Below are 26,304 nucleotides of genomic sequence, written 5' to 3'. Positions count from 1 at the left end.
GATACTATGAGACACACACGACGCGATCTGTTACGGAAAGCATCGGCACTGTCGGCGCTCGCACTCGGTGCGAGCTCGACCGCAACAGCACACTCGGGCCACTGCGACGCGCCCGACTGGGATTCGAACGCAACCTACAGCGGCGGCGATCAGGTCGTCTACGACGGCGCGCTGTGGACCGCCGAGTGGTGGACCCAGCGCGAACCCGACGCCGACCTCGGGGCCTGGACCCGCGAGCACGACTGTGACAAGGACAACGAGGAGCCGACGGCGTCGTTCACGATCGACGGCCGCTCGCCCGCGCCGGGCGAGACGGTCAGTTTCGACGCGTCGGCGTCGTCGGACCCGGACGGCTCGATCGCGTCCTACGAGTGGGACTTCGACGACGGGGGCTCTGCCACCGGTGAGACCGTCACGCACAGCTTCGACGCAGCGGGCGAGTACACGGTCACACTGGTCGTCCGAGACGACGAGGAGGCACCGGCCACGGCGACCAAGACCGTCACCGTCGGCGAGGGATCGAACGTGGCACCCGACGCCACGTTCACCGTGGACCCGGCCGAGCCCGCCACGGGCGAGACGGTCAGCTTCGACGCGGCCGACTCTTCGGACTCGGACGGCTCGCTCGCGAGCTTCGAGTGGGACTTCGGCGACGGCGCGACGGCGACCGGCGAGTCCGTCACCCACACCTACGAGACGGCGGACGACTACACCGTCTCGCTGACCGTCACCGACGACGACGGTGCCAGCGACTCCAACGACACCACCGTCACGGTCTCTGCGTCCGGCTCGGACGGCGGCAGCTGTGACGGCGTCGACGCCTGGGACGCGGACGGGACCTACAGCGGCGGCGATCAGGTCACCCACGACGGCGATCTGTGGGAAGCCAGCTGGTGGACCTCGGGTGACGAACCCGGCGCAAGCGAGTACGGCCCCTGGGAGAACGAGGGTGCCTGTGGCGAGGGCAACGAGACGCCGACGGCGTCGTTCACGACGGACGCGAGCACGCCCGCACCCGGCGAGGACATCACCTTCGACGCCTCTGCGTCCTCGGACCCGGACGGCTCGATCGCGTCCTACGAGTGGGACTTCGGCGACGGCTCGACGGCCACCGGCGAGATGGCGACCCACGGCTACGCCGAGGCGGGCGAGTACACCGTCGAGCTGACGGTCACCGACGACGCGGGCGCGACCGACAGCACGGCGACGACGGTGTCGGTCAGCGACGCCGACAACCCGACCCAGATCACGATCGACAGCAGCATCGACGGCTGGCTCGGTGTCGAACCGGCAGCCATCGAGGGCGAGCGGAACCCGACGATCTCGCTGACCGCCGGTGAGTCCTACGCGTTCACCTACAACAACGTCGACGGGATCCCCCACGACCTCGTGATCCGCAACGCCGCGGGCGAGGAGCTGCTGGCGACCGAGCGAGTCGGCCAGGACGGCCAGAGCCGCACCCTGGAGTTCGAGGCCACCGAGGAGATGGTCGAGTACATCTGTACGGTCCATCCGGAGTCGATGGTCGGTGACCTCGCGATCGACGGGAACGCCCCGCCGATGGCGGGCCTGACGGTCGATACGGCCAATCCGGACCCCGGCCAGGAAGTCACCTTCGACGCCTCAGAGTCCTCGGACTCGGACGGCTCGCTCGCGTCCTACGAGTGGGACTTCGGCGACGGTTCGACGGCCACCGGCGAGACGGCCAGCCACACCTACGCCGAGGCGGGCGAGTACACTGTCGAGCTGACGGTCACCGACGACGGCGGCGCGTCGGCGGTGACCCGCACCGACATCACGGTCGGCTCCGTCAACGAGGGGCCGACGGCGTCGTTCTCGGTCGATCCCGCCTCGCTGTCACCCGGCGAGGAAGCGACCTTCGACGCCTCGGAGTCGGCCGATCCGGACGGTTCGATCGCCTCCTACGAGTGGGACTTCGGCGACGGTTCGACGGCCACCGGCGAGACGGCCAGCCACACCTACGCCGAAGCGGGCTCTTACTCCGTCGAGCTGACGGTCACCGACGACGGCGGCGCGACCGCCACCACGACGACGACGGTCCAGGTCGGCGACGGCAGCGACGTCACCGCCGAGACCACGCTCGAAGAGTTCTACCCCGCGTACGACGAGGACTTCAATCCGGAGTACACCGAAGGCGGCGTCCAGGGACTGCTCAAAAGCGAGCTGAACGGCGACGCCAGCGAGTACGGTGCCGACGTCGACGCGATCCAGAACAACGCCGGGGACGGCTCGATGCAACTCGGTTCGCTCGGCGACCGCGGGCTCGAACTGGTCAAGCAGTTCGACGCGGCGGGCGTGCCCCGAGAGAACAACGCGCGGATCATGCCCTGGGTGGTCGGACTGCCCGAGGAGACCGAACCGATCCCGTTCAACGACGGCGGCGGACGGGACGGCGGCCTGACCGCCGACGCCGGGCCGGTGTCGCCGGACAACGATCCCTCGGTGCTGATCCAGGACGCCTGGCCCAGCGGCGAGCGGTTCGACGACGACTACCTCCAGCCCGATCGGGTCGAGTGGAGTAGCGGCGTCAGCGACAGCCAGTACAACAACAGCGACAACCCGATTATCGAGGCCACGACGGAGAAGGTCCACCCGGTCACGGGCGAGACCCTCGGCGACGGCTTCACCGCCAACGCCCCGGTCGAGGCGACTGCCGAACTCCACGGCGACGGCTGGCTGTTCGACACGTCGCTGATCTTCGAGAACCGCACCGAGGTGCCGCTGCTGATCGACGGTGCGATCATGTGGTACGTCGCGCCGTCGAAAGAGGCCACGGGGCTGGACCAGTTCTCGTACGACAACGCACAGCGCAAGAACTTCTCGGTGGGCCACCCACAGCGCGACGTGATCGAGGTGGCGCTGCCCGACGGGGCCAAGCCGGGTCCCTTCGAGGGGACCGACGCGCCGCTGTCGGCGTACGGCATCCGGGTCACCCACCACGACAACCCGTACATGTACCGGGTCCTCTACCCCAACCAGAAGTTCTCGATGACCTACGGGAACGTCACGGGCCCCAGCCAGTACGACTGGCCCGTCGACGATCTGGTCGACGTGATGCTCGACACGCTGCACCTCGAATTCCGCACGCAGATGGACAGCCTCGAACAGAACACCGAGCTGGTCGACGCACTCGACATGCGGAACCGCTACGGGAACTAGACGCCCACGGCACTCGCTCTCGACGCGCGGACCCCACCGTCTTTTGCTCCTCGGGCTCACAGCAGGTGACGTGCGACTCGTACAGGTCACGATACCGGCGGGCAAGCGCGACGCTATCCTCCAAGCTCTTGACGACGAGGGGATCGACTACGTCGTCAACGACGAGACGAGCGGTCGGGAGTACACCGGCGTCGCGTACTTCCCGCTGCCCAGTGCGGCCGTCGAGCCGGTGCTCGAACAGCTCCGAGCGGTCGGGATCGACGAGGACGGGTACACGGTGATCGTCGACGCCAACACCGTCATCTCCCGCCAGTTCGACGAACTCCAGGAGCGGTACGACGAGGAAGAAGACGAGGACCGGATCGCTCGCGAGGAACTGACCGCCAGAGCCAGCGACATGGCACCCGCCTTTTCGACGTACGTCGTCATGACGGTCGTCAGCGCGCTGATCGCGACGGCCGGGCTCTTGCTCGACTCGCCCGCCGTCGTCGTCGGCTCGATGGTGATCGCGCCGCTGATCGGCCCGGCGATGGCGACCAGCGTCGGTACCGTCATGGACGACCAGGAGATGTTCCGACGGGGCGTCAAACTCCAGTTGATCGGGCTCGTGCTGGCCGTCGTCAGCGCCGGCCTCTTTGCCTTCCTCGTGCGTTCGGTCCACCTCATCCCGCCGCTCGCGGACGTCACGTCGATCCCGGAGATCCGCGAGCGCGTCGCCCCGGACTTCCTCTCGCTGGTGGTCGCGCTGGGTGCGGGGGTCGCGGGCGTCGTCAGCCTCTCGTCGGGCGTCTCGACCGCGCTGGTCGGGGTGATGATCGCCGTCGCGCTGATCCCGCCGGCTGCGACGGTCGGCATCGGCATGGCGTGGGGCCAGCCACTGGTCTCGCTTGGCTCTGCGGTGTTGCTCGCCGTCAACGTCCTCTCGATCAACCTCGCGGCGCTCGTCGTGCTGTGGTACAAGGGGTACCAGCCGAGCCAGTGGTTCCGGACCGACGAGGCAAAGAGCGCAACGGCCTCCCGGATCGGCGTGCTCGTCGTCGCTATCCTGGTCCTCTCGGCGTTTCTCGGCGGTGTCACGCTCGATACGTTCGAGCGGGCAAACACGGAAGAGCAGATCCGGGCCGAGGCCGGCGGGATCGTCGCCGAGGCCGGCGCGACGTTGCTGGAGATCGAGGTCCAGCAGACCAACACCGCGGTGTTCCAGCAGCCGACCCGCGTCGTCGTCACGGTCGGCGTCCCGCCCGGCGAGGCGTTCCCGACGCTCGCAGACGACATCGACGCGGTGGCCGACCGGATCGCCGACCGCGACGTGACGACGGAGGTTCGTTTCGTCACCGTCGACCAGGCCGGCTGATCGTTCAAACGGCGTTTTGACCGTCCCCGAGGGCTTTGAAGGTGGGGGTCGTCGGTGACCGTGTATGCGACGTTCAATCCCCGCGATCGCCGTGCTGGCGACGCTCGTGCTCCTCAGTGGCTGTACGGGCGCGCTCGGTGCCGGCGACAGCGCACAGACAGCCGCCACCGACAACCGAACCGTCGACGTGGGCGCGACCGGCGCGGTCAGCGCCCAGCCCGACCAGGCCGTCGTGCGCGTCGGCGTCGAGACCCGCGCCGGCGACGCCGCGACCGCTCGACAGCAACTCGCCGACAACGTCACCCAGCTTCGAGATGCCCTCGCCGACGTCGAGGGCGCACAGGTGCGGACCAACGGCTACGACATCGGGCAGGACTACCGCCGCCCGCCCGCCGAAGAAGAGGATCCCGAGCCCCGATACGTCGCCCGCCAGTCCTTCGAGATCACTGTCAACGACACCAGCAAGGCAGGCTCCGTGATCGATACGGCCGTCGCCAACGGGGCGAACAATGTCGACAACGTCGAGTTCACGCTGTCGGCCGACCGCCGTGACGAGCTCGAAGAACAGGCCCTGGAGGGCGCGATGGACCGCGCCCGGACGAAGGCGACGACGATCGCCGAGCGGGCGGACCTGACGATCGAGGGCGTCGAGACCGTCACGACCGTCGACCGAGGCTACCGGCCCTACGCCGCCGAGGCGACGGCGACCGCGGCCACAGACGGTGCCAGCACCGACATCGACAGCGGACCGGTCACGGTGACGGCACAGGTCCAGGTCACCTACGAGGCCGCCGAGTCGGCCTGACGCCGTCGTCCGACCGGCTACCGATCACGACCCGCTGCCGTCCGTCTCTTCGTCGGGACTCTCGTCCTCGTCGTCCGTTGTCTCTGCTGCTCTCGCTAGCGCCTGCTCGTAGCTCTCTCTGGCCAGTTCGTACGTCTCGCGCAGGTCCTCGATCGGCGTCTCGGTCGCGTCGACTCGCAGGTCGTCGTAGTAGGGATCTGCGGGCCGGTCTTCGGTCGTCGCGACCAGCAGGGCCGCGCTCTGGACCTGTAGCTCCGTGCGCTTGTCGCCCCCGGCCGCGTGGCCCGCTTCGAGCGCGTCGATCAGCCGCTCGGCCAGCGGCGCGTCGCCGTCGCGCCCGTCCTCGTAGGCCGCGGCGGTGTCTGTGAGCACGTCGGCCCCGGTCAGCAGGTTGCCCGCGACGGTGTAGTCGTCGCCGATCTCGTGGCCGAACCACTCGCCACACTCCGCGCCGGAGAAGGCGAACTCCCCGTCGGCGTCGACGCCGTGGAGCTGTCGTTCGGGCTCGCCGTCGTCTGCGTTGAGCAGCGACTGCAAGGCATCTTCGACGGCCAGCCCGTCGTCGACGTACTCGATCCCGCGTCGCCCGAGGTCGACGTTGACGCGGCTCTGTGTCGCGACCGCGCCGTTCTCGCTGACGAACGGACACAGCGTCCCGACCGCGGCCAGTCGGGTCGTCACCGCGACGCCGAAGCGGGTCTGTTCGTCGTCGTCCTCGTCGGTGTACTCCTCTCGGACGCAGATGCTGAAGGTCACAGGCCCCTGTTGGTCGCGACCGGCAAAAGCGGTCGGGCGATATCTCGGTGGCCGAATCGTTCCGTCTGACGTAAAGCCTAAACCACCGGCGACCCCCACAGTGGGTATGGGACTGATGAGCAAGATACTGGGCGAGTCGGGCTCTTCGCGGGCCACCGAGGACTACGTCGAACTGTCTGCCGACGACCTCGACGACGCGGTCGAGGTCGACCGACAGGTCCGAATCGCACGCATCGGCGAGAAACAGGACGTCGTCGAGATCAAAGACGCCGTCTACGACGGCGACATCGTCGTGGCCGACATCACGCGCCACAGCACGCAGGACCGCACGATGGAACACATCACCGACGAACTCAAACGGGTCGTCAACGAGGTCGGGGGCGACATCGTCCAGAAAGACGACGACCAGCTCATCATCACGCCGGCCGGCGTCGGGATCAGCCGCGAACGTCTCGGCCAGTAACTCGCTCTTCCTTTCGCCGTCGTTCTGTCGCGTACGATCTACGCCACCGAGCGTTTCACGCCCCTTAACCGCCTCGAACGACTGGTGAGGGTAATGACTGCACCCGCAATTCGCACCCGCGAGTTGACGAAACGCTACGGTGACGTGCAGGCGCTGGACGGACTCTCGCTGACGGTCGAGTCCGGTGAGTTCTTCGGCCTGCTCGGACCGAACGGTGCCGGGAAGACGACGTTCATCAACACGCTCGTCGGACTGGTCGACGCCGACGGCGGCGAGGCGACGGTCTTCGGCCACGACGTCGAGGCCGACTACCGCGAGGCACGCGACGCCATCGGGCTCGCCCCCCAGGAGTACAACGTCGACCGCTTCTTCCCGATTCACGAGGTCCTCGAACACAAGGCTGGCTACCACGGCGTCCCCGAGGCCGAGGCCGAGGAACGGGCCGAGGACGCCCTGAAGACCGTCGGCATCTGGGACAAACGCGACACTCGCTTCGACTGGCTCTCCGGCGGGATGAAACGGCGGTTCATGCTCGCCCGCGCGCTGGTGTCGGACCCAGACCTGCTGATCCTCGACGAGCCGACGGCGGGCGTCGACGTACAGCTGCGCCACGACCTCTGGGAGATCATCAACCGCATGAACGACGGCGGGACGACGATCCTGCTGACGACCCACTACATCGAGGAGGCCGAGCGCCTCTGTGACCGGGTGGCGATCGTCGACGACGGCCGGAAGGTCGAGGTCGCGACCCCCGACGAGCTGATGGAACGGGGCACCGACACGGTCGAGATCGGCCTCGAATCGCCGCCCGCGACCGCCCCCTCCCTCTCTGTCGAGGGCGCGCGAGACGCCCGCATGGAAGACGAGACGCTGCTCGTCTCCGCGGCCGGCGGGAGCTCCCTCGCCCCGGCGATCATGCGCGAACTGGAAGGGGCGGGCCACACCGTCACGTCGCTCGACGTGCGCCGGGCCTCCCTCGAAGAGGTGTTCGTCGACATGACGCGGGCGGACCACGGCGGCGACACCGAGGTCGAGATGGAGGTCGACGCGTGAATCGAACCGCCACGCAACTCCTGACGCTCGTCCGCCGGGAGGTGTTGCGGTTCGTCAGGCGGCCGTACAACACTTTCTTGCCGCCGATCATCACGAACGCGCTGTACTTCGCCGTCTTCGGGGTCATCCTCGGCAGCCGGATCGGCGAGATCGCGGGCGTCAGCTACATCCAGTTCGTCTTGCCGGGCCTGGTCGTCCTCGGCGCGATCTCGGACAGCTTCGAGAACGCGTCGTTCACGATCTTCCACGGCCGCTGGAACGAGTACATCCAGGCCGTCACGACTTCGCCGATGTCCCATCGCAGCGTCGTCGCCGCCTACGTCTCGGCCAGCGCACTGCGCGGGATCGTCACCTCGCTGTTGATCGTCGGCGTCGGGCTGGTCTTTACGTCGGTCTCGGTGGCTCACCCGCTGTACCTGATCGCGTTCGTCCTGGTCATCACGACGCTGTTTGGCGGACTCGGCGTGATCGGCGGGCTGTGGGCCAGCGACTTCGACTACCTGACGGTGATGAACCAGTTCATCCTCCGGCCGCTGGTGTTCTTCGGCGCAGTCTTCTACTCGCTGGAGGTGTTGCCGCCGCTGTGGCGGACCGTTTCGCTGTTCAACCCGATGGTGTACATGGTCAACGGCGTCCGGTACGGCATGATCGGCGTCACCGAGATCGAGCCCACGACCTCGCTGCTCGTGCTCACCGGGGCCGCCGTCGCCGTCCTCGCCGTCGACCTCGCGCTGTTCAAACGGGGCTACGGGCTCACCGAGTGATCTGCTCGCGGGCCAGGGCAGGGACTCGCGAGCGACGAGAAAGAGCGTCCCCCGATCGACGGGCGACGCCCCAAACTATGACAGGGCCGTGGCGGGCTGGCCCTACCCGCGCCAGCCGGCCACGCACGCGCTCTGTGCGCTGTGACCCGGATACTTCTCGATCGCCTCCGGGCGTGGCGTATGGTACACTTTGGCACGGGAGTACTTGAACCTGACGGGCAGCGTGGCTGTCCGCGACCGATCGATAGCGTGCGACGAGCTGAGAAGAGTCCTTAGACGCTGTCGGGCTTTTCGGCGTCGTCTTCGACGGAGCGTTTCATCGAGTCTCGGCGGGCCTTGGCGTCGCGCCCGGTCGCCTCTTCGAGGAAGTCGTTCTTGGCCGTGACGGCCTCCTGTGCCGCGTCGGCGTTGCCCTCGGCGATGACGTCCTCGGCGTCGCGCTCGTCGATGTGGAGCGCGAGCTTGTCTTTCTTGCCGCTGTACTCGACGGTGCCGGCGACGACGCGATCGAAGACCGGATTGTCGGGGTCGTCGACGACCAGCAGGTCGCTCCCCTTGCGTTCTTGCGTGTCGGTGATTTCGCCGAAGTAGTCCTCGACGAACGCCTCCATGTCGGGAACCCGATCTTCGAGGTGCTCGCCGCGTCGCATCTTGTACTCTCGCATAGAAGTCGATTTGTGCTGGCCCTGCCTTACTCTTTTCGCGTTTCGTCTTCTGGCTCGTGGACGAGTGTGCCGCGGTGACACTCCGGACAGAAGTCGCCACGCCGCAGCGACGAGGACTCGACCAGCGTCGTAAAGTCACACTCCGGACAGCGGAACTGGCCGTCGGGGACGGTCAGCGTCGTCGTCTCCGTGGCCTGCTCTTCGTCGTCCTCGTCGATCGTCCCGATCGTGTCGGGCTGCCACTCGTCGTCGCCCGTGTCGGGCTCTTCGGGCCACTCGCCGGGCTGGCGGCCGCCCTGCTCGACGGGATCGTCGTCGTCCTCGTCGATGATCATGGCGTCGTCGGCGTCGGGGTCGTCCGCGTCGATCTCCTCGGTATCGACGGCCGAGGACCCGCTGCCCAGTTGCTCGTCGCCGTCCTGCTCGTCGATCTCGGGGTCGACCGTGGGGTCGGCCAGTTCCTCGTCGACGGCCTCCTCGGACACCGGCTCGTCGGATTCGGCGTCGATGATCTCCGCGCCGGTATCGGGCTCTGCCTCGGGTGTCGATGGTGTCTCTTCGCCGCCGACGATCTCCGAGGCCGACAGCTCTTCGCCCGCCGCCGGAACGTCCTCGGTGTCGTCGGGCTCCTCGTCCGACGGCTCGCTCGCTTCGGCCCCGTCGGACTCGGACTCGCTTTCGGCGTCCGGCGTCGTCGCTTCGGCCTCCGACGCCGCCGTCTCTTCGGTCGTCTCGACGTCGTCGGGTGTTTCGATCGCCGTGACCTCCTTGTTCTCGGAGACGACGCGCTCGGTGCCACACCGCTCGCAGGTTTCGACCTCTCGGATCGTGATGACGACTTCGCTACCCTGCTCTTCGCGGTCGCGCTCGACAGTCGTTTCTCCGTACGCGTGCCCAAGCACGGAGCATTTGAGACCCATTGTCACGACATGGCCCGCTCCGAGTGATAAGCCTACTGCTTGGGACGACTGCGAGTTGCCCGCCCGACTTCTCGCTCGGGGACAAACACAAGGGGGTTCCACGACTATCTCCCGGTATGAGAGCGAAACCGGAGTACCGCGACCGTCCCGACACGCAGGTCGCGGTGCTGGATGCCCTCGCAGATCGCCCCGAGGACGGGATGACCGTCTTCGAACTCCGGTCGCGGGTCGACGCCGACATCGACCACCTGGAGGACGCCCTCGCCGAACTGAAGGCGGACACGCTCATCGAGGTGACACGGGACGGCGAGCGGACGGTCTTCTCGCCCCGGTCGGGCGTCGTCGGCGAGCACGAACCGACCGACGAGGAGTCACTCGTCGACGTGATCCGGCGTCGCTTCTCGCTGTAGCCCTGCTATACGGCTATTGTCGTCGTTTCCCGGGGACCGCACATCGTCTGCCATCGATCCGGTACGGACCGACGACGACCCCGATCAATCCGCCGTCGCGGCGCAGTTGTTCGGCCCCAGTTCCCACTCGAAGGCGTCGTCGTCGCTCGGCGTCCGTCGGCCGAGGTTGGCTGCGACGATGGCCTCGGCGTTGGCCGGACGCGGCGGGACGTTCTCCGTGACGCGCTCGACGAACGTCGCCTCGTCGACCGCGAAGGCCCACAGCCGTTCTCGGAGCTGGCCCAGCGTCGCCGCGTAGCTGCCGTCGTCGTTCCGGATCGTTCGCTCGCCGACGTGACCCGGCGCGATCAGTGTCTCGTCGTCGAACGCGTCCAGCCGTTCGGTCAGCGTCGCGTACAGTTCTCGGGCGAACGCCGCCGCGTCGTCGCTCGCTTCGAGGTCGGGGCGGGCGACGCTCTCCAGAAAGAGGCTGTCGCCGGTCAGCAGTACGTCCCCGACCGCGATGCCGGTCATCCCCGTCGTGTGGCCCGGCAGCGCGACCGTCCGGAGCGTCGTCTCGCCCAGGCTGCGCGTCTCGCCGTCGGCAAGCGTTCCGATGTCGTCGACGACGCCGCGCTCGTGGGCTCTCGCGGGCAGCAGCGCCTCGCCGCCGGTCGCCGCCGCGACCGACCGCAGGCCGCTGACGTGGTCAGCGTGGACGTGGGTGTCGATCACGTACTCGATCGTCGCGTCCCGTCGTGTCGCGTCCGCGGCGTACCGATCGGCGAACGCGCGCAGCGGATCGACGACGGCCGCCACGCCGTCCGCGACGATCTGGTAGCCCAGACAACCCGAGGCCGGTCGCTGGTACTGGACGATCGTCGCCTCGTCCGCGTCGAGTTCGTGTGCCTCGTACACGCGCGCCCAGCCGTCCATCCCGCCCGCGAGGTTGTGCGCGTCGACGCCGGCCTCCGTCAGCAGCCCGGCGACGTAGGCACTCGCCTCCCCGCGGGCACAGACGACGGTGATCGGCCCCTCGCCCGCGACCTGTGCGGCCAGCTCGTCGACCGACCCGCTGACCTGTGCCTGCAGGGCCTTCGCGAACGAGTGCTGTGTCGCCGTCACCGACGGCCCGGCGATGTGCCATCGCTCGTACTCGTCGCGGTCGCGCACGTCGAGCAACCGAACCGCCTCGCCGTCGGCCAGCCGTCCGGCCAGCGTCTCCGGGGTGATCGTCGACGGCTCGACCGGTGGGTCGGGAAAGGACTCGGACATAGCCGTGCGTACGACCCCACGAGTGATAAGATGTGACACGGGCCCCGAGGTTAAGGTGTGTCGACGCGTCGTTCCGGTATGGACGCCGACACGTTCGTCGAGCGGGTCCGTGCGGACAGCGCGACCAAACTCGACCGGCTCGGTTCGGAGAAGGTACTGCTCGCGGCGACGGACGCGAATCTCGAACCTGCCGCCGTCCGCGCGACGCTGTCCGGACGCGAGGCGGGCCGTCGAGCGGTCTTCGACGCGTGGGCCGGCGAGGCAGACAGCCCGGCGGCGGACGCCTTCGAACGGGCCAGCGAACGCGCGGCAACGCGATACGGGACTCTCGGCCGACCTCGACGAGCCGCCGACGGAGACGGCGTGGCCGGTCGTCGAACACCTCCGGGGCTCGCGGCCGACGCCGAGCGGGCGGGTGCGCTGGTCGCGACCGGCCTCGTCGGTGATCGGACGACCCTCCAGGTGATCAACTTCTTCGTCAACGAGGGCGACGACGCCACGGCCGACGCGTGTCGCACCGTCCGGTCGTCCCACGGCGAGGATGCCGACGACGGCGCGGCGCTAGTGGTCGCACTCGGAGTCGAGCCCGACCGCGCCCAGCGGGCGGCCGCCGAGACGATCGCCGTCGCGTACGACGACTACGCCCAGCGTCTCGACACCATGGGGCTGGACCCGCGACCGGTGTGTTGACGCGGGGCTCGGATTCGCCCGGAGCGCCACTTTCGGGACGGCGATCATACTGCCGGCTGTACCTTCGTGAAGAGCTTCGCCACCCCGGGGTGGCGAAATCGTTCACAGATGTACAGCCGGTCGTATCAGTAGGGCTGTTGTTGCTCGCTGGGGTGCTCGACGTGGAGCCGCGCACTCGGTAGCTCGGCGACGCACTGCCGACAGAAGCGGTACGCACGGTCGTTTTCGGTGCCACACTCCGGGCACCGACAGACGCTCCGGTCGGCTCGATCGGCCACTTCGACCGACGAGGTGTCGGACACGCCGTCGGCGGCCGGCTCGGATCGGCTCGACCGGTAGGCATACAGCAGTGTCAGAAGGTGCGCGAAGAGCAGGCCCGCGATCGCGGCGTACACCCACTCGGTCCCCAACATACGTACGACTACGACGGGTACGTACTTGAGGATTGTGCCATTCAGTGTCACGATCGGCGGCGCGGGTTTATCAGCGAACACGCGCCCAGCGACGCCATGGCACACCGCGCACTGGTCGCCTACCGGGACGGCGACGGCTACCGTCTCCACTACGCACACTGGGGGACGGGGCTGGCCGCTGCGATCACGCCCGAGACGCCGTTCGGTGGCCGACGGGACCGCTTACGGGTCCCGCCCGTTCCCGACCGGATCGCCCACCAGTTCGACCTCGCTTCGAGCCGGGACGACGCCGTCGGGACACGCGTCGATCCGCGACCGCTGGCCCGGCAGCTGGCCCCTGCCGACGTGCTGGCGGCCGTCGATCCGACGATCGAGGCTCTCGTCGTCGTCGGACCCGCCGACGAGACCAGCACCTACCTCGTTTGTCCGCTCGGTCTCGACGGCGGTGAGCCCTCGCCGTCGCCGGCCCGACGGCCGACGAGGAACGGCTCCGTCGGACGCTGGTCACTGCCAAGGACCGACTCGGCGAGCTTGTCGACGCCGGGGAACTGTCTCCGGAGCGCGCACGCCGTGCGCTCTGGGAGACGCTCGCGCGACTGGCACCGCTGTACCCGATCGACGACGCGTCCTTTTTACGACCCGACTGACTACGGCCGAGCGTGACGACCCACGGGGACGCGACCGAGACGCTGTCTGACCCGGACGTCGACGCCGCCGGTGACCTCGTCGAGCGGGGGATCGACGCGGGAGCGCTGGTGACGCTGTTTGGCCGTTGTCGGGTCGACTACGACGGACGCGCGACGAGTACGCTGGGTCCGGGCGACCGCCACGTCATGCTCAAACCCGACGGGGCGGCGCTGGTCCACACCGACGAGGGCCAGCAGCCGGTCAACTGGCAGCCGCCGGGCTGTGAGCACGCGGTCCGCGTGGTCGAGGGCGAGTTCGTCGTCGAGAGCGAGCGGTCCTCGCCCGACGAACTGCTCGCGATCGCCTTCGAGTCGCTGGCCCACGTCGGCGTCTTCGACGTGACCGACCCCACCGACCTGTCGCTGACTGGCACGGAGGCGGATCTGCGCGAGCGGATCCTCGACGATCCCGACCTCCTCGAACCCGCGTTTACCCCGCTCGCCACGGAGCGGTCGACGCCCGCCGGTGCGATCGACATCTACGGCGAGGACGCGGACGGGCGGACCGTCGTCGTGGAGGCTCGAAACGACGGCGCGTCGGACCGGACGCGGTCGGACAGCTCGACCGGTACGTCCAGGCGCTCGGGCGCGATCTCCACGACGAGGCCGAGATCCGGGGATCCTCGTCGCTCCGTCGGTCACCGACCGTGCCCGCGAACTCCTGGCACAGAAGGGACTGGAGTTCGTCTCGCTGGCACCGCCGGAGAACTGATACTGTCGGCTGTCACTGGTACAAGATCGTGGCCCGTCCAGCCAACGAACTCCTCGAAAGACGTGTAGCCGATAGTGTGGCTGTCTCGACGGGCTCTTGTGGGTATCGAGACTCCTCGACCGGGTACCGTCGCCGAGTCGATGCCGGCTCTCGAACACGCTGGCCTTTTTACCGGTGACCCGCTACCCCTCGTCGGTGGCAATGACGAAACGTTACCCCCTCTGAGCCCTTTCTGACGAGAGCTTTCACCAGAGCCACCACTCTCGACTCGCGAGGGGCGGTCACTGCTCGTCGAGTACGACCGGGACGCCAGCGGCCGCCACGTCGGCCGCGAAGGCCCGCGAGTCCGTCGCCAGCGTCGAGAACGTGTTGTAGTGGACCGGCATGACGAGGTTCGGCTCGATGGTCGCGGCCAGCCCCGCGGCCTCGTGGCGGTCCATCGTGAACCGCTGGCCGATCGGCGGGCAGAACAGCGACACGTCGACCGAGCGATGGCCCGGCAACACGTCGGTGTCCCCCGGCCAGAACGCCCGCGTCCCCTCCACGTCGACGAGGAATCCACAGCCGAATCCCTCCGGGTGGTAGGGAGTCCCGTCCGGGCGCGTGTGGGGGCCGTCCGGCTCGTTGTGGGCCGGCGTCGACCAGACGGAGACGCCGTCGACCGAGAGGCTCGTCGTCGCGTCGACCGTCCGCAGTTCGTAGGGTAGTTCGGTGATCGGCGCGAGCCCGCGCTCGCGGTCCTGCCCGTCGATCCCCTCGAAGGCGACGACGGTCGCGTCCTCGCTCGCCACCCGCTCGATGCCGTCGGGGTCGTAGTGGTGGACGTGGCTCACACAGATCACGTCCCCGTCCTCCGGCCGGTAGTCGCGTCCCGGCGGGTGGTTCAGTCCCTCCTCGTCGGGCTCCCACTCGCCGGTGAGGACGCCGTACCGTCCCGGTCGAAGTAGACGACCGTCTCCTCGCCCGCGAGCCGGATCGTGGCGTAGCCGAGCCACTCGACGGCGAGCCCGTCGTGTCGAACAGTCATTGCCTACGGTACGGCGGGCAGAACACATAAGTCGGCCGTTGACCGGCCGGCGGCAAACGGGGCGTCTGGCCCCTCGTCGTCGGGCGCTCCCGCGTCTCCCTCCGCCGTCTCCGCCTCGCTGCGTCCGCTCTCGATCGGTCCGTCCCACGCCGACAGGCCGGGGCCGAAGCTCTCGGCTCGGCCGGAGAACTCCTCGTAGGAGGCGATCAGCCGCGCGGCCTGGACGCTCGACTTTCCGTGTGGACAGACCGTCACGACCCGCTCCGCGCCAGCGAACTGCTCGATGTCGTCGACCAGTTGCTGGAGCGGGACGTTCTCGCTGCCGGGGATGTGTCCCCGCTCGTACGCGCCGGGCGAACGGATGTCCACGACGCGCGCGTCGGTGCCGTTTTCGAGTATCGCTTCCAGCTCCTCGTGGCCGATTTCCCCGTCCATTAGCGAACGCTGGGTGCTGAGATCCCTTACGCCTCACGGTCGATACTTGCACTGTGTGGCTGTTCTGGGAGCGTGCGTCGCCGACGACTACAGCAGTCCGTCCTCGCGAGCGAGCAGGATCGGCGTGAGCGCGAAGCCGTTGACCGGCCCCTCTCGGGACCGCAACACGTCGACGGCCTCGTCGACGGGGACCGTCAGGGTCTCGATGATTTCGCCCTCGTCCGGGTCGGGCTCACCCGCCACCAGGCCCGTCGCGAAAAAGACGTGCCGGACGTAGCGGGTCCATCCGGAGGGGACGTACGAGTCGACGTAGCTGAGTTCCTCGGCGCGGTAGCCGGTCTCTTCGCGGAGTTCGCGGCGGGCGGCCGCGATGGGTTCCTCGCCGTCGTCGATCCCGCCAGCGGGGAGTCCCAGCGACCGCAGCCGGAACCGCGGGCGGTACTGCTCGACGAAGACGAGTTCGTCGTCCTCGGTCGGCGCGACGACGATGACGGCGTCGGACGGCTCCAGCCAGTAGTAGTCCGCGAGCGCTCCGTCCGGCCGCTCGACCCGGTCGTAGCCGGCCTCGAAGAAGGGGGTCTCCCAGACGACGACGCTCTCTCGGACCGGCCACTCGGGATCCGGTCGGTCCCAGGGATCTCGTGGCTCCTCGCTCACAACAGCCCCTCCGCTCGCGCGAGCAAGATCCCCTCGATCGTGGCGTCGTTGGCCGGTTCGTTGCGGGCCACGTCCAGTGCGTCCGCGATGGGGACGGTCGTGACTGTGAGGAACTCGTTGTCGTCGAGGTCCGGCTCGACCGGTTCCAGTCCCTCGGCGAAGACGATCCCTCGCCGGTGTCTGAGGACGCCGGTCGAACACCAGAACTCCTCCAGCAGCGAGACGCCAGCGGCCTCGAAGCCGGTCTCCTCGCGGAGTTCGCGCCGGCCAGCCTCGGTGTAGGACTCGCCGTCCTCGACGATGCCCGCCGGCAGCTCCAGACACTGCTCGCGGATCGTCGGCCGGTACTGATCGACCAGGAGCAGTTCGTCGCCGCTGCGAGCGACCACGACGACGGCGTCGGGTAGCTCCGCCCAGTAGTACGCCTTCTCGCTCCCGTCTGGCTGTTGGACGCGATCGTAGCCGCCGGTGTACCAGCCAGTCTCGTACTCGGTCTCGGAGTCGACGATCGGCCACTCGTGGGTCGGCTCGCGTGTCATGGTCGGTCCTGTGTGACGCCGATACGATAAAGCGTCCCGTTGTGTGCCAGCCGCACCGACTCGCCGTCGGCCGCCCGTGGGTTGCGCTGGCGCAGCGCCGCCAGTTCGTCGAACGGCGAGTGCGTGAACGCGCCCTTGATCCCGACGGGACCGCGCCAGTAGGGTTCGGGTAGCCGGTCTGATTCGCGCCCGCGTCGGCGATGGCCGCCGCCGTGAACGGGTGGGTCCGTTCCGAGAGCGTGTCGCCACCGACGGCCGTCGCGTTCGGTCCGGCGGTGACGTTCGTCTCGTTGGCGTCGACCTCGCCGACCGGCGTCGCACTCACGTAGTAGGGATCGCCGCTGCGAAGCAGCGACGGCGCTGCCCCAGCGCGAGCAGGAGGACCAGGACGACCCCGATGCCCAGCAGGAGATTCCGGGTGACCGTCCGCATCAGACCACGTCCTGGTAGATCCGAGCGACGGCCTGTCGACGCAGCGTCGCGACGGCGGCCGCTTCCTCCGCCTGGAACGTCGCCGCGACGGCCTGCTCGGCGAACGGCGGGGCGTGCCAGGCGACGTTCTCGACGTTGTCGGCACCGACGACCTCGACCTCGTGGTCGGCCGACTCGCGCCACTCGTCGAACGCCTCACGGGTACCCACTCGCACCTGCAGGGCCTCGCCGAACATGGCTTCGCGGGCCGTCTCGACGACGTCGCTGGTCACCCGCTCGTCGTACTCCTCGCTGTCGAACGCCATCGACTTGGCGACGGCCTTGACGACGACCTGTGCCGTCGAGCCAAGCGCCTCGTAGCGCTCGCGTGCCTCTCGGGCGGTCTCCGGTAGAAACGTCCCCTCGGTGTGCATACCCCCGCTTGGTCTGGCGGGGACTACTCGGTTTCGTCTGCCGACTCGGACCGCTCCGCGTCCGCCTCTCGCATCGCCTCGGTCATCTCGCGCGCTTCTTCGAGAATCTCAGCTGCCTCGTCGTCGAGCTCCCCGCTGGCGCGCTCGCGGGCCTGCTGGGGATCGATGCCGTGGCCCTGTCCGTGCTGGTGGTCGTGGCCACCGGCCTCGAAGGGGAACTCCGTCTCCGCGGCCAGTTCGACGACCTCGGCGGCCAGTTCGTCTTCGCCGTGGTCCCCCCAGTCGGGGACGTGTTCGTCGAGCCAGTCCTCGTGGTCGCCGCCGCCGGTCAGCGCCGTGAACGCGAGGTGGTTCGCCAGGTGGCCGGCGTCGGCCTGTGGCTCCTCGCAGACGGGGCAGGCATAGCCCATACGGAACGAAAGCACACCCGGACCAATAGGCGTTTCACTCGATCGGTGCGACGAACTGCCGCGTCGCGCGGTCGGTCGCCCGACCAGCCCCCGCCACCGGTCCGGTGTCGCCCGGTTCCCCTCGGTCCCGAAGTAGGGTACTTCGAGCGTTCGCGAGGACGTGGCTCCGGCACGGTCGAGAAACGCCGTGAACGTCGACCCGGCACTTCGCCCACCTGGCTCGGCGAACCCCGCGTCGGCCGCGAACGCCATTGTATCGTCGGTCCGATCACAGGCCTCGTCGAGGAATCGGGCGAACCGCCGGTCGGCCGCCGTCGCGTCCTCGGGCGAGCAGGCGAAGAACACGCGATCGTGCGGATCGCCCCACTTGTACGGCGAGTGGAAGTCGAGCGCGAGCGCGACGTCGCCCGCGAGGGTCTCCACGTACTCCGTGATCGCGGCCGTCGTCGGGTACAGCGGCTCGATGTCGCCGAGCACGCCGTTCGAGCGCCCGTAGTCCCGGTTGTGATCGTGAGGGAGTCTGGCCTTGCCCTGGTCGCCGCGCTGGACGCCGTCGAGGTCGACGAGTGGCACGACGTGGGCGCACCACTCCGACGGGGGGTCCGCTGCCAGTGCCCCGAGCCACCCTTCGAGCGCGTACGAGGCCGGGGACTCGCAGGCGTGGTGGCGGCAGGCGCCGACGACGTGGGTTTCCCGCCGCTGTATCGCCGATCCGTAGGAGCGGCACCGCTCGGCCGTTCGCCGTCGTGGTCAGCCGCTCCCGGTGGACGCGTTCGTGCTGCTCGATCGAGCTCCACCACCGCTCGAAGTCCGCGCGGACGTACGGTACCGAGAACGCGAACGCGGCCCGCTCGTCGGCCCCGAACCCGTAGCGAAAGCCACGCCGGTCGTCGGTGGCGTCGGCACCGAGCCACGACCAGGTCCGCCGGTCCCGACTGACTGCTGGTCCCCAGGGCCCGACGACCTCGCGATCGAACGCGACGTCGACCGTCCGCTCGGTATCGCTCTCGACGGTGACGTTCCAGTAGAAGAACCACTCGTGGCCGGCGTCGCGGGGATCCGGTGCGAGTGTCACTGTCCGGTCTTCGATCGTCACGTCGGTCGCGTTCGCACCGGGGTACCCACCGACCACGCGGAGGCCGTCGTGCTCGGCGAGGACTGTCGCCTCGGTGTCCATGCGAAGCGTTCGTCGGGTGGGGGCGAAAGCGTTGGCGGTCTCCTCGCGGTCTCACTCCGGCTCCAGCGCCCGGATCATCACCAGCGCGTCCTCGCCGTTGCCGTAGTAGTTGGGGATCGTCCGGCGGTGTTCGAAGCCGAACGACCGGTACAGCGAGCGTGCGGCCGTGTTACCGACTCGGACTTCGAGCTTGACCGAGCCCGTTCCGGCGTCTTCGAGCACGTCGATGGCACGCCGGAGCAGTCGTCGACCGATCCCCTGCCCGCGGTACGCTTCCTCGACCGCGAGGTCCTTGACGTGGCCCAGCGGCGTCCCGTGGTTGGGGACGGTGTCGGCGACGACGTAACCGAGCAGTTCGGGCTCGTCGTGGCGTTCGTCGACGGCGACCAGAAAGCCGGGTTCGCCGACGTAGCTCTCGAACGCGGAGAACGGCCAGGGCTGTGGGAACGCGGCCGACTCGATCCGATGGACCGCCAGCAGGTCCGACCGCGTCGCGGGACGGACCGTCGGCGGCTCCGTATCGCTGTCGGGAACGGTCGTCACTGCCGCTCTCTACGTCGCGGGCTCACTAATGGATGGCGGCCTCGGGGTTCCCGGTGACTGATACTGCCGGCTGTCACTTCGTGACGAGCTTCGCCACCCGGGTGGCGAAATCATTCACAGATGTACAGCCGGTAGTACGACAGACCCTCTATTCTTTGGTCCTGGGACACGGGACATGTTCGCTCCTGCGACCGGCGTGTACGTCTCACATCGTGCCAAAAAGCTCTTAACTATCAAGGACGCAAGAGTAAACGCACCCAACTGGGTGCTACCCCCACATCCCCCCAACCATCCCACCCCACTTTCGTTTTCGCCGGCTGAGAAGAAATCGCTCACGTACACGTCTCGCGCCCCGAACGTCCCGCTCAGCGCAGCCACGGCGTCGTCGGTCGCAGTGACGTTCTCGCGGGCCGCCGCCGTCTCGATCGACAGCGTCCCGACGTACGAGGCTGTGCCAGGACGGCCGAGTCGACCACGAGACCGGGCTCGTCGGTCGTCGCTCCGGGTTCGAGTCGCCGGCACGTCAGGTCCGGTTCGACTCGGAACTGCCCGTCGTTGCGGGACGCGAGCGGATCGGTCACCTCCACCGTCACCGCTTCGGCTGGCCCTCGCTCGGCGGGGAGCGTCTCGATCGCCGTCGGTACGTCGACGACGTACCCGCTCGCTCCCGGCTCGACCGACGCCTCGACGGCGTCGGGGTCGGCGGCCTCTCTGAGCAGCCGCCGTTCCCGCGGACACGCCCACTCCACGCGGTCGGCCTGTGGAGCGTGGCGTTCGAGGAAGCCAAGCGGCTGTCGGCGCGCCCGCTCGCTCCCGGGTGGCCCATCCTCGACGGTCAGCGTCTCGGCGTCGCGGTCGAGCCTGTAGACGACGTAGCCCGCGGGCCCGTCGTCCTCGTCCGGCGTCCAGGTGTAGGCCCACGCGTCGTCGAGCACCCGCTCGCGCCACCACCGCTCGGTTCGTCGGAGCGCCAGCTCGTAGTCGCTGGCGTCAGCCTCCCACACCGCTTCGAGGCGTCCGAAGTCGTCCGGTCCGACGCGCTCGAAGCGTCCCGCCGGGCCGGGATCTGCCATCGCCGCCGGTGGGAAGGCGTAGGCCGTCTCGGTGTGGACCAGTCCCCACCCACGCTCCCGGTAGTAGTCGATCGACGCGGGCCACAAGACTGCGTAGGACAGTCCGCGGTCGGCGAACTCCGCGACGGCCGCACGGAGGAGTCGCCGTCCGTATCCCTGCCCGCGGTGTTCCGGCGGCGTGACGAACCCCCTGATCCCGCCGATCGTCCGCCACGCGCCCGCGAGACGCACGTCGATCTCCAGCAGCGCACAGATCGAGCGGAACCGCCCGTCTTCGACGTAGGCCCACCGCTCGCCCAGCGCCCGCGGCACCGTCTCGTCCGGGTCGGGGACGCCGCCGTCGCCCCAGACGTGGTCCTTAATTCGCTGGTGTGTCGCCCGTTCGTCCTCGGTGACGCTGCGGAACGTGCCCATGGTGTCGAGGCGGCGGCGAGGTCAACAAGCGTTGGGATCTACCGATCCGTGGGCGTCTCGTCGCCGCATGGCCGTCGCTTCCCGTCACCGGACTCCGACAAAAATGTGCGCGGTTCGTGTCGTCCCGATCGGACGCGGTTCCTGGCTGCTCCGATCACGAGGGCGAGGTTCTTCGCTACGCTCAGAACCTCGCTCGCCTCACGGCGCGTGCGAGGCGGTTTCACCGCCTCGGCATCGCGGCGCAACGCGCCGCGCATGCGCCGTTCGGCTGTTGGAGACCCCTCGCTGCGCTCGGCGTCTCGCTGCTCGCGTGTCGCTTTGTTCCCGCTCGCAATAACGAGGTTCTTCGCTACGCTCAGAACCTCGCTTCAGTCGTCTGCGGGTGCCGCGCCGCTGTCGTCCTCGTACTGCTGTTTCGTGTGGGTGAGCTTGCCACCGGAGGCGAGGAACCGGCGCTCGCGCTCGGAGGCGTCCAGCGTGGCGCTCGCTTCCCAGTCGTCGTTGACACGGATGGTGAACTCCGTCTCGCCGGACTGGATGGCGTCGGCCACGTCGGTGACGATCTCGACGTCGTCGCCCTGCTCGATCTGCTCGTAGGTGTCCGCGTCGATCTCCAGGGGAACGATCCCGAAGTTGAAGAGGTTCGCCTTGTGGATGCGGGCGAAGCTCTGTGCGAGGACGGCGTCGATGCCGAGATACATCGGACAGAGGGCCGCGTGTTCGCGCGAGGAGCCCTGTCCGTAGTTCTCGCCTGCGACGAGGACGCCGCCGTCGTTGTCCTTGGCGCGCTGGGCGAAGGTGTCGTCGACACGCGAGAGCGTGAAGTCGCTCAGCTTGTCGATGTTCGAGCGGAACTTGAGGATGTCCGCCGTCGCCGGGATGATGTGGTCGGTGGTGATGTTGTCCTCCATCTTGAGGAGTGCCTCACCCTCGATGTCCGATCCCAGCGGGTCCTTCAGCGGCACGTCGCCGATGTTGGGGCCCTTGATGAGCTCGTCGTCGACGGCCTCGTCGGGCGCGATGAGGTCCGACTCGGAGTTGCCGATGTACTCGTCGGGCAGCTCGATGCCCGGGGCGTCCAGATCGCCGAGCTCGTCGGCGAGGTTGCGCGGGTCGACGATTTCGCCTTTGAGTGCCGCCGCGGTGGCGACCTCGGGCGAACAGAGGTAGACGGAGTCGTCCTCGATACCGGAGCGACCCTCGAAGTTGCGGTTGAACGTCCGCAGCGAGACCGAGTCCGAAGCCGGGACGTGGCCGATGCCGATACAGGCACCACACGTCGCTTCCGAGAAGTTGACGCCAGCGGCCATCATCTCCGCCGTCCAGCCCTCGCGAGCCAGCATCTCGGAGGCCTGCTTGGAGCCGGGCGCGACGATCATCTCGGTCTTCTTGTCGACGTTGCGATCCTCCAGCATCTTCGCGGCCGGGAGGATGTCCTCGTAGGCACCGTTCGTACAGGAGCCGATCATGACCTGCTCGACGTCGACGCCCTCGACCTCCTCGACGGGGACGACGTTGTCGGGCATGGACGGCTGTGCGATGAGCGGTTCGAGGTCCGAGAGGTCGACGACGATCTCGTCGGCGTACTCGGCGTCGTCGTCGGGCTGGAGCTCGACGTACTCGTCTTCGCGACCGAGGCGCGAGAGGTAGTCCTCGGTCTGCTCGTCGGTCGGGAAGATCGAGGTGGTCGCACCGAGCTCGGTCCCCATGTTTGTGATGGTCGTCCGCTCGGGGACGGTCAGGCTCTCGACGCCGGGGCCGGTGTATTCGAGCACCTTGCCGACGCCGCCCTTGACCGAGCCGGCGGAGCAGTTCGAGGATGACGTCCTTGGCGGTCGCCCACTCGGGCGGCTCGCCTTCGAGGCGGACGTTGACGACCTCGGGCATGTCGATGTAGTAGGCACCGCCACCCATGGCGACGGCCACGTCGAGGCCGCCCGAACCGATCGCCAGTTCGCCCAGGCCGCCGGGGTCGGCGTGTGGGAGTCCGAGCCGAGCATCGTCTTGCCGGGCGCGGCGAAGTTCTCCTTGTGGACGTTGTGACAGATACCGTTGCCGGGCCGGGAGAAGTGGGCACCGAAGGTCCCAGCGGCCGAGCGCAGGAAGCGGTGGTCGTCCGTGTTCTTGAAGTCGAACTGGTAGGTCTGGTGGTCACAGTACTGGGCGGCCAGTTCCGTCTGGACCTCTTCGAGTCCCAGCGCTTCGAACTGGAGCCACACGAGCGTTCCAGTCGTGTCCTGTGTCAGCACCTGGTCGATTTCGATCCCGATCTCTCGCCGGGCGTGAGTTCGCCTTCGACGAGGTGATCGTCGAGGATTTTCTCCGTGAGCGTCTGTCCCATAACGTCCGTGAGTCGACGGCGCGCGCGTATAAATCCCGCGTATTCCCGCGAGTTTTCGAGCGGTGTCTGCCGAATTGTGGCCTTTGCGCCGGTAAGCCACCGGATCTGCTCAGTTTCTCGCGACTCTCGCCGAGGATCTTTGCCGATCGTTCGATACTGCTCGGGAAATCCGAACCATTGTTCATCCGGATCCGTCTCGCGTCCCTCGGTTCGACGTGGCGGTCTCGGAAGGCTCATGACGCTGGTTACCGACCGATCGGGCATGTACAAGAGCGGACGTTTCGTCGCCGAGGCGCTGGGTGACCTGCGACCCGAACAAGGGTCCAGCCAAACGGCGTCGACCTGACGCTCGCGGCGGTGTCCGAACAGGTCGAGCCGGGTCGGATCGAACGCGGCGACAAAGCACGTCGGTGACCGGACCGAGATCGAGCGACGACGACGTCTACCGGCTCGAAACCGGCGCGACACGTCAGAGTACGGCGAACGGGTCGCCGTCCCCGGAGGGCCACGTCGGCTTCGTCTACCCGCGCTCGTCGCTGATGCGCAACTCCTGCTGCTCCACACTGCCGTCTGGGACGCCGTACGAGGGCCGCGGCGACCGCCTACGACTGGGAGGCGACGACGGACCTGATCGACGCCCAGTTTGCCTTCACCGAACCTGCACGCCTCGCCCGAGGCCTACGCACTGACTATCGACATCGACCCCGGCGACCTGCTGGGCGGGCTGGCACGCGCGCTCCCGTCGATCACGGTCGACTACACCGACGAGGCGCTGCGGGCGATGACCCAGGCCGAGGCGTTCGTCGTCGATCGAGCGAAAGCCGACGCCGAATCGCACTTCGCGTAGTCCGCGCCTCAGCGGCCCGCATCGAGGTCCTGGTCGGCCCGAGCGTGGCGCGTCCAGCGCTTCTCGACGTCGCGGTTGGCGACGACCACGAGTTCCCTTCGTCGGTCTCGATCCGGGTCTTCCGGAGGTCGATACTCACGAGCCGGCCCGTCACCGACGCGGTCTCGACGCGGTCTCCCTCCGAGAAGTCCTCGTCTTGCAGGAGGTACACCCTGCGACAGTGTCGGCGATCATCTCCTTGAGTGCGAACGCGACACCCAGCCCGATGAAGCCGCTGGCGGTGCCGAGGCTGGCAGCGACATCGCCCAGCCCACGACCTTCAGGAGCCCCAGGATCGCCCCGAACCACAGGAAGATCCCGACGACGGTGACCACGAGGTCGACGATTAGCTGCTCCTCGTCCCGGTAGAGCCGATCGACGACCGACCGGACGACCGCCAGTACGAGCTTGATCGTGAGATAGGCGAGCACGAGAAAGAAGCAGTCCCGACAGCAGCCGCGGCACTGCCGCGACGATCCCGTCGACGAACTCCGAGAGGATGGCGCTCGTCGACGGCTCGACGGTCGGCGCTTGCGTCGCTTCTTGCAACATGGCCTCGACTACGCCTCACGCCCGAAAGAGCGTGGGGGTGTCGGCGAGCGAGCCGACTCCTCATACTACCGGCTGTACATCTGTGAACGATTTCGCCACCCGGGGTGGCGAAGATCGTCACGAAGTTACAACCGGCAGTATCACGCGACGCCAGCGGCGCACGCTCCGTGACGGTCGGCACGGTCCCGCGATGTGTCGTGACGAGGCGCGAACCGCTGTCGGACGACTGCGGCTGTGTCAGGCGTCCCGCTCGGCGACTTTCACCCAGCTCTTTTGCCGATGTTCTCGCCCTCGAAGAGGCCGAGGAAGGCGTCGGGGCGTTCTCCAGGCCCTCGGTGACGGTTTCGCGGTACTGGACGTCGCCGGTCTGGACCCGCCCAGCCGGGCGGGTCGCCGGCCTCGAAGCGGGGGCTGGTAGTCGCCGACGAGGAACCCTTCGACGGTGGCGCGTTTCTCGACCAGCGTCGCCAGCTTGCGCGGGCCGGTCGGGAGTTCGGTCGCGTTGTACTGGGAGATCTGCCCACAGACGGCGACGCGAGCGTCGACATTGAGTCGGGTGAAGACGGCGTCGGTGATCGGGCCGCCGACGTTGTCGAAGTAGGCGTCGACGCCGCCGGGGCCGCCTCGTCGAGTGCCGCTCCGTAGTCGTCGGTGGCCTTGTAGTTGATCCCGGCGTCGAAGCCGAGTTCGTCTTCGAGGAACTGGACCTTCTCGTCGGAGCCGGCGAAGCCGACCACGTGAGCGCCCTGGAGGCCCGCGATCTGGCCGGCGACCGAGCCGACCGCGCCCGCCGCGCCGCTGACGACGAACGTGTCGCCCGCGGTCGGCTGTGCGATCTCTTTAGTCCCCCGAAAGTACGCCGTTCGGCCGGGCATGCCCAGCACGCCCAGCGCCGTCGAGATCGGGGCCAGCTCGGGGTCGATGGGGTACAGCTCCGTCCCCGGCGCGGTTGCGTAGTCGGCCCATTCGAGTTCACCCGTGACGACGGTCCCCGCTTCGAGGCCCGCGCCGTTGGACTCGACGACTTCCCCGACGGCGGCCTCCATCGGATCGCCGACGCCCCACGGATCGGCGTAGGACTCGCGGGCGTCCATCCGACCGCGCATGTAGGGTCGACCGAGAGGTACAGCGTCCGGACGAGTGCTTCGCCGGGGCCTGGCGTCGGCACGTCGCGCTCTGCCAGCTCGAAGGTGTCCTCGTCCGGTCGTCCGTCGGGTCGCTCCGCAAGCAAGAAGACGCGGTTGGTGTCTGACATCGGCCTCACTTCGGCGGGCACCCGG

At 68.3% G+C, this 26,304-nt stretch carries 22 protein-coding genes and 6 pseudogenes; 12 read left to right on the top strand and 16 right to left on the bottom strand.

Translation table 11 applies throughout. The features are described 5' to 3' along the window. Positions 1–6 precede the first annotated feature (6 nt). From AC5FRZ_RS00285 to AC5FRZ_RS00275, 3 genes are all read left to right on the top strand, one after another. Positions 7–3,180: a PKD domain-containing protein gene (locus AC5FRZ_RS00285; protein ID WP_493563568.1), complete on the top strand. Its 3,174-nt coding sequence runs from the start codon at positions 7–9 to the stop codon at positions 3,178–3,180. A gap of 70 nt (positions 3,181–3,250) precedes the next feature. Then, complete coding sequence (locus tag AC5FRZ_RS00280) at positions 3,251–4,534, top strand: TIGR00341 family protein (protein WP_170092830.1); 1,284 nt, start codon at positions 3,251–3,253, stop codon at positions 4,532–4,534. Positions 4,535–4,598: 64 nt separating this feature from the next. Then, positions 4,599–5,339, top strand: coding sequence for an SIMPL domain-containing protein (locus AC5FRZ_RS00275; RefSeq protein ID WP_170092829.1), 741 nt, complete (start codon positions 4,599–4,601; stop codon positions 5,337–5,339). Between the two features lie 24 nt (positions 5,340–5,363). On the opposite strand, the gene AC5FRZ_RS00270 is transcribed toward AC5FRZ_RS00275, so the two are convergent. Further along, positions 5,364–6,095, bottom strand: coding sequence for a DUF1028 domain-containing protein (locus AC5FRZ_RS00270; RefSeq protein ID WP_493563567.1), 732 nt, complete (start codon positions 6,093–6,095; stop codon positions 5,364–5,366). Positions 6,096–6,201: 106 nt separating this feature from the next. Here AC5FRZ_RS00270 and AC5FRZ_RS00265 point away from each other — a divergent pair, with 106 nt between their 5' ends. From AC5FRZ_RS00265 to AC5FRZ_RS00255, 3 genes are all read left to right on the top strand, one after another. Then, the gene (locus AC5FRZ_RS00265) at positions 6,202–6,558 is read left to right on the top strand and encodes a cell division protein SepF (RefSeq protein WP_153554732.1); all 357 of its coding nucleotides are present in this window, start codon (positions 6,202–6,204) and stop codon (positions 6,556–6,558) included. A 93-nt stretch (positions 6,559–6,651) separates the two neighbouring features. Then, positions 6,652–7,611: an ABC transporter ATP-binding protein gene (locus tag AC5FRZ_RS00260; RefSeq protein WP_493563566.1), complete on the top strand. Its 960-nt coding sequence runs from the start codon at positions 6,652–6,654 to the stop codon at positions 7,609–7,611. After that, on the top strand, positions 7,608–8,375 hold the full coding sequence (locus tag AC5FRZ_RS00255; RefSeq protein ID WP_015761596.1) for an ABC transporter permease: 768 nt from the start codon (positions 7,608–7,610) through the stop codon (positions 8,373–8,375). The genes AC5FRZ_RS00260 and AC5FRZ_RS00255 overlap by 4 nt, the downstream gene beginning before the upstream one ends. 272 nt (positions 8,376–8,647) lie before the next feature. Here the strand turns inward: AC5FRZ_RS00255 and AC5FRZ_RS00250 are convergent, their stop codons facing one another. Both AC5FRZ_RS00250 and AC5FRZ_RS00245 read right to left on the bottom strand, forming a co-directional pair. Continuing rightward, complete coding sequence (locus AC5FRZ_RS00250) at positions 8,648–9,040, bottom strand: DUF5611 family protein (protein WP_153554729.1); 393 nt, start codon at positions 9,038–9,040, stop codon at positions 8,648–8,650. A 26-nt stretch (positions 9,041–9,066) separates the two neighbouring features. Further along, a complete protein-coding gene (locus AC5FRZ_RS00245) occupies positions 9,067–9,960 on the bottom strand; it encodes a DUF7093 family protein (protein ID WP_493563565.1) in 894 nt (297 codons plus the stop codon). 116 nt (positions 9,961–10,076) lie between these two features. On the opposite strand from AC5FRZ_RS00245, the gene AC5FRZ_RS00240 reads away from it, so the two are divergent. Continuing rightward, complete coding sequence (locus tag AC5FRZ_RS00240; protein ID WP_170092825.1) at positions 10,077–10,370, top strand: DUF6432 family protein; 294 nt, start codon at positions 10,077–10,079, stop codon at positions 10,368–10,370. 84 nt (positions 10,371–10,454) lie between these two features. Here AC5FRZ_RS00240 and AC5FRZ_RS00235 read toward each other — a convergent pair whose 3' ends face one another. Beyond that, complete coding sequence (locus AC5FRZ_RS00235) at positions 10,455–11,624, bottom strand: MBL fold metallo-hydrolase (protein ID WP_493563564.1); 1,170 nt, start codon at positions 11,622–11,624, stop codon at positions 10,455–10,457. 78 nt (positions 11,625–11,702) lie between these two features. Here AC5FRZ_RS00235 and AC5FRZ_RS00230 point away from each other — a divergent pair, with 78 nt between their 5' ends. After that, a complete protein-coding gene (locus AC5FRZ_RS00230; protein ID WP_493563563.1) occupies positions 11,703–12,314 on the top strand; it encodes a transcription antitermination protein in 612 nt (203 codons plus the stop codon). Positions 12,315–12,439: 125 nt separating this feature from the next. Here the strand turns inward: AC5FRZ_RS00230 and AC5FRZ_RS00225 are convergent, their stop codons facing one another. Then, a complete protein-coding gene (locus AC5FRZ_RS00225) occupies positions 12,440–12,727 on the bottom strand; it encodes a DUF7577 domain-containing protein (RefSeq protein WP_493563562.1) in 288 nt (95 codons plus the stop codon). A 96-nt stretch (positions 12,728–12,823) separates the two neighbouring features. Here AC5FRZ_RS00225 and AC5FRZ_RS00220 point away from each other — a divergent pair, with 96 nt between their 5' ends. Continuing rightward, a complete protein-coding gene (locus tag AC5FRZ_RS00220; RefSeq protein WP_493563561.1) occupies positions 12,824–13,390 on the top strand; it encodes a DUF6735 family protein in 567 nt (188 codons plus the stop codon). Continuing rightward, a pseudogene (gene nucS / locus AC5FRZ_RS00215) lies at positions 13,387–14,125 on the top strand (endonuclease NucS). Before AC5FRZ_RS00220 ends, nucS begins: the two are co-directional and overlap by 4 nt. A gap of 281 nt (positions 14,126–14,406) precedes the next feature. Here the strand turns inward: nucS and AC5FRZ_RS00210 are convergent. The 9 genes and pseudogenes from AC5FRZ_RS00210 to AC5FRZ_RS00170 all read right to left on the bottom strand — a co-directional run bounded on the left by AC5FRZ_RS00210 (position 14,407) and on the right by AC5FRZ_RS00170 (position 23,586). Continuing rightward, positions 14,407–15,152: pseudogene (locus tag AC5FRZ_RS00210) on the bottom strand (MBL fold metallo-hydrolase). A gap of 3 nt (positions 15,153–15,155) precedes the next feature. Further along, positions 15,156–15,587, bottom strand: a complete 432-nt coding sequence (locus AC5FRZ_RS00205; protein WP_493563560.1) for a rhodanese-like domain-containing protein — start codon at positions 15,585–15,587, stop codon at positions 15,156–15,158. An 87-nt stretch (positions 15,588–15,674) separates the two neighbouring features. Then, positions 15,675–16,244, bottom strand: coding sequence for an NUDIX hydrolase (locus AC5FRZ_RS00200; protein ID WP_493563559.1), 570 nt, complete (start codon positions 16,242–16,244; stop codon positions 15,675–15,677). After that, positions 16,241–16,783, bottom strand: coding sequence for an NUDIX hydrolase (locus AC5FRZ_RS00195; RefSeq protein ID WP_493563558.1), 543 nt, complete (start codon positions 16,781–16,783; stop codon positions 16,241–16,243). The genes AC5FRZ_RS00200 and AC5FRZ_RS00195 overlap by 4 nt, the downstream gene beginning before the upstream one ends. A gap of 431 nt (positions 16,784–17,214) precedes the next feature. Continuing rightward, positions 17,215–17,628: a DUF5809 family protein gene (locus AC5FRZ_RS00190; RefSeq protein WP_170092814.1), complete on the bottom strand. Its 414-nt coding sequence runs from the start codon at positions 17,626–17,628 to the stop codon at positions 17,215–17,217. Between the two features lie 23 nt (positions 17,629–17,651). Beyond that, positions 17,652–18,038 carry a DUF5810 domain-containing protein gene (locus AC5FRZ_RS00185; protein WP_372480075.1) on the bottom strand — a complete coding sequence of 129 codons (387 nt, stop codon included), beginning with the start codon at positions 18,036–18,038 and terminating at the stop codon, positions 17,652–17,654. A gap of 1,228 nt (positions 18,039–19,266) precedes the next feature. Next, positions 19,267–19,758, bottom strand: coding sequence for a ribosomal protein S18-alanine N-acetyltransferase (gene rimI / locus AC5FRZ_RS00180; RefSeq protein WP_493563557.1), 492 nt, complete (start codon positions 19,756–19,758; stop codon positions 19,267–19,269). 365 nt (positions 19,759–20,123) lie between these two features. Continuing rightward, positions 20,124–21,245, bottom strand: coding sequence for a GNAT family N-acetyltransferase (locus AC5FRZ_RS00175; protein ID WP_493563556.1), 1,122 nt, complete (start codon positions 21,243–21,245; stop codon positions 20,124–20,126). Positions 21,246–21,613: 368 nt separating this feature from the next. Beyond that, positions 21,614–23,586: pseudogene (locus tag AC5FRZ_RS00170) on the bottom strand (aconitate hydratase). Between the two features lie 262 nt (positions 23,587–23,848). On the opposite strand from AC5FRZ_RS00170, the pseudogene AC5FRZ_RS00165 reads away from it, so the two are divergent. Further along, positions 23,849–24,191: pseudogene (locus tag AC5FRZ_RS00165) on the top strand (deoxyuridine 5'-triphosphate nucleotidohydrolase); the annotation flags it as partial. Between the two features lie 38 nt (positions 24,192–24,229). After that, positions 24,230–24,433 carry a hypothetical protein gene (locus tag AC5FRZ_RS00160; protein WP_493563555.1) on the top strand — a complete coding sequence of 68 codons (204 nt, stop codon included), beginning with the start codon at positions 24,230–24,232 and terminating at the stop codon, positions 24,431–24,433. 8 nt (positions 24,434–24,441) lie between these two features. Here AC5FRZ_RS00160 and AC5FRZ_RS00155 read toward each other — a convergent pair. Continuing rightward, positions 24,442–25,024 (bottom strand): annotated as a pseudogene (locus AC5FRZ_RS00155) (mechanosensitive ion channel domain-containing protein). A 237-nt stretch (positions 25,025–25,261) separates the two neighbouring features. After that, a pseudogene (locus tag AC5FRZ_RS00150) lies at positions 25,262–26,279 on the bottom strand (NADP-dependent oxidoreductase). Between the last annotated feature and the right edge of the window lie 25 nt (positions 26,280–26,304).

The sequence above is a fragment of the Halomicrobium sp. HArcht1-1 genome, assembly GCF_058933285.1.
Note: the sequence above shows the minus strand (reverse complement) of the source record. Positions and strands in the feature narration are given on the sequence as shown.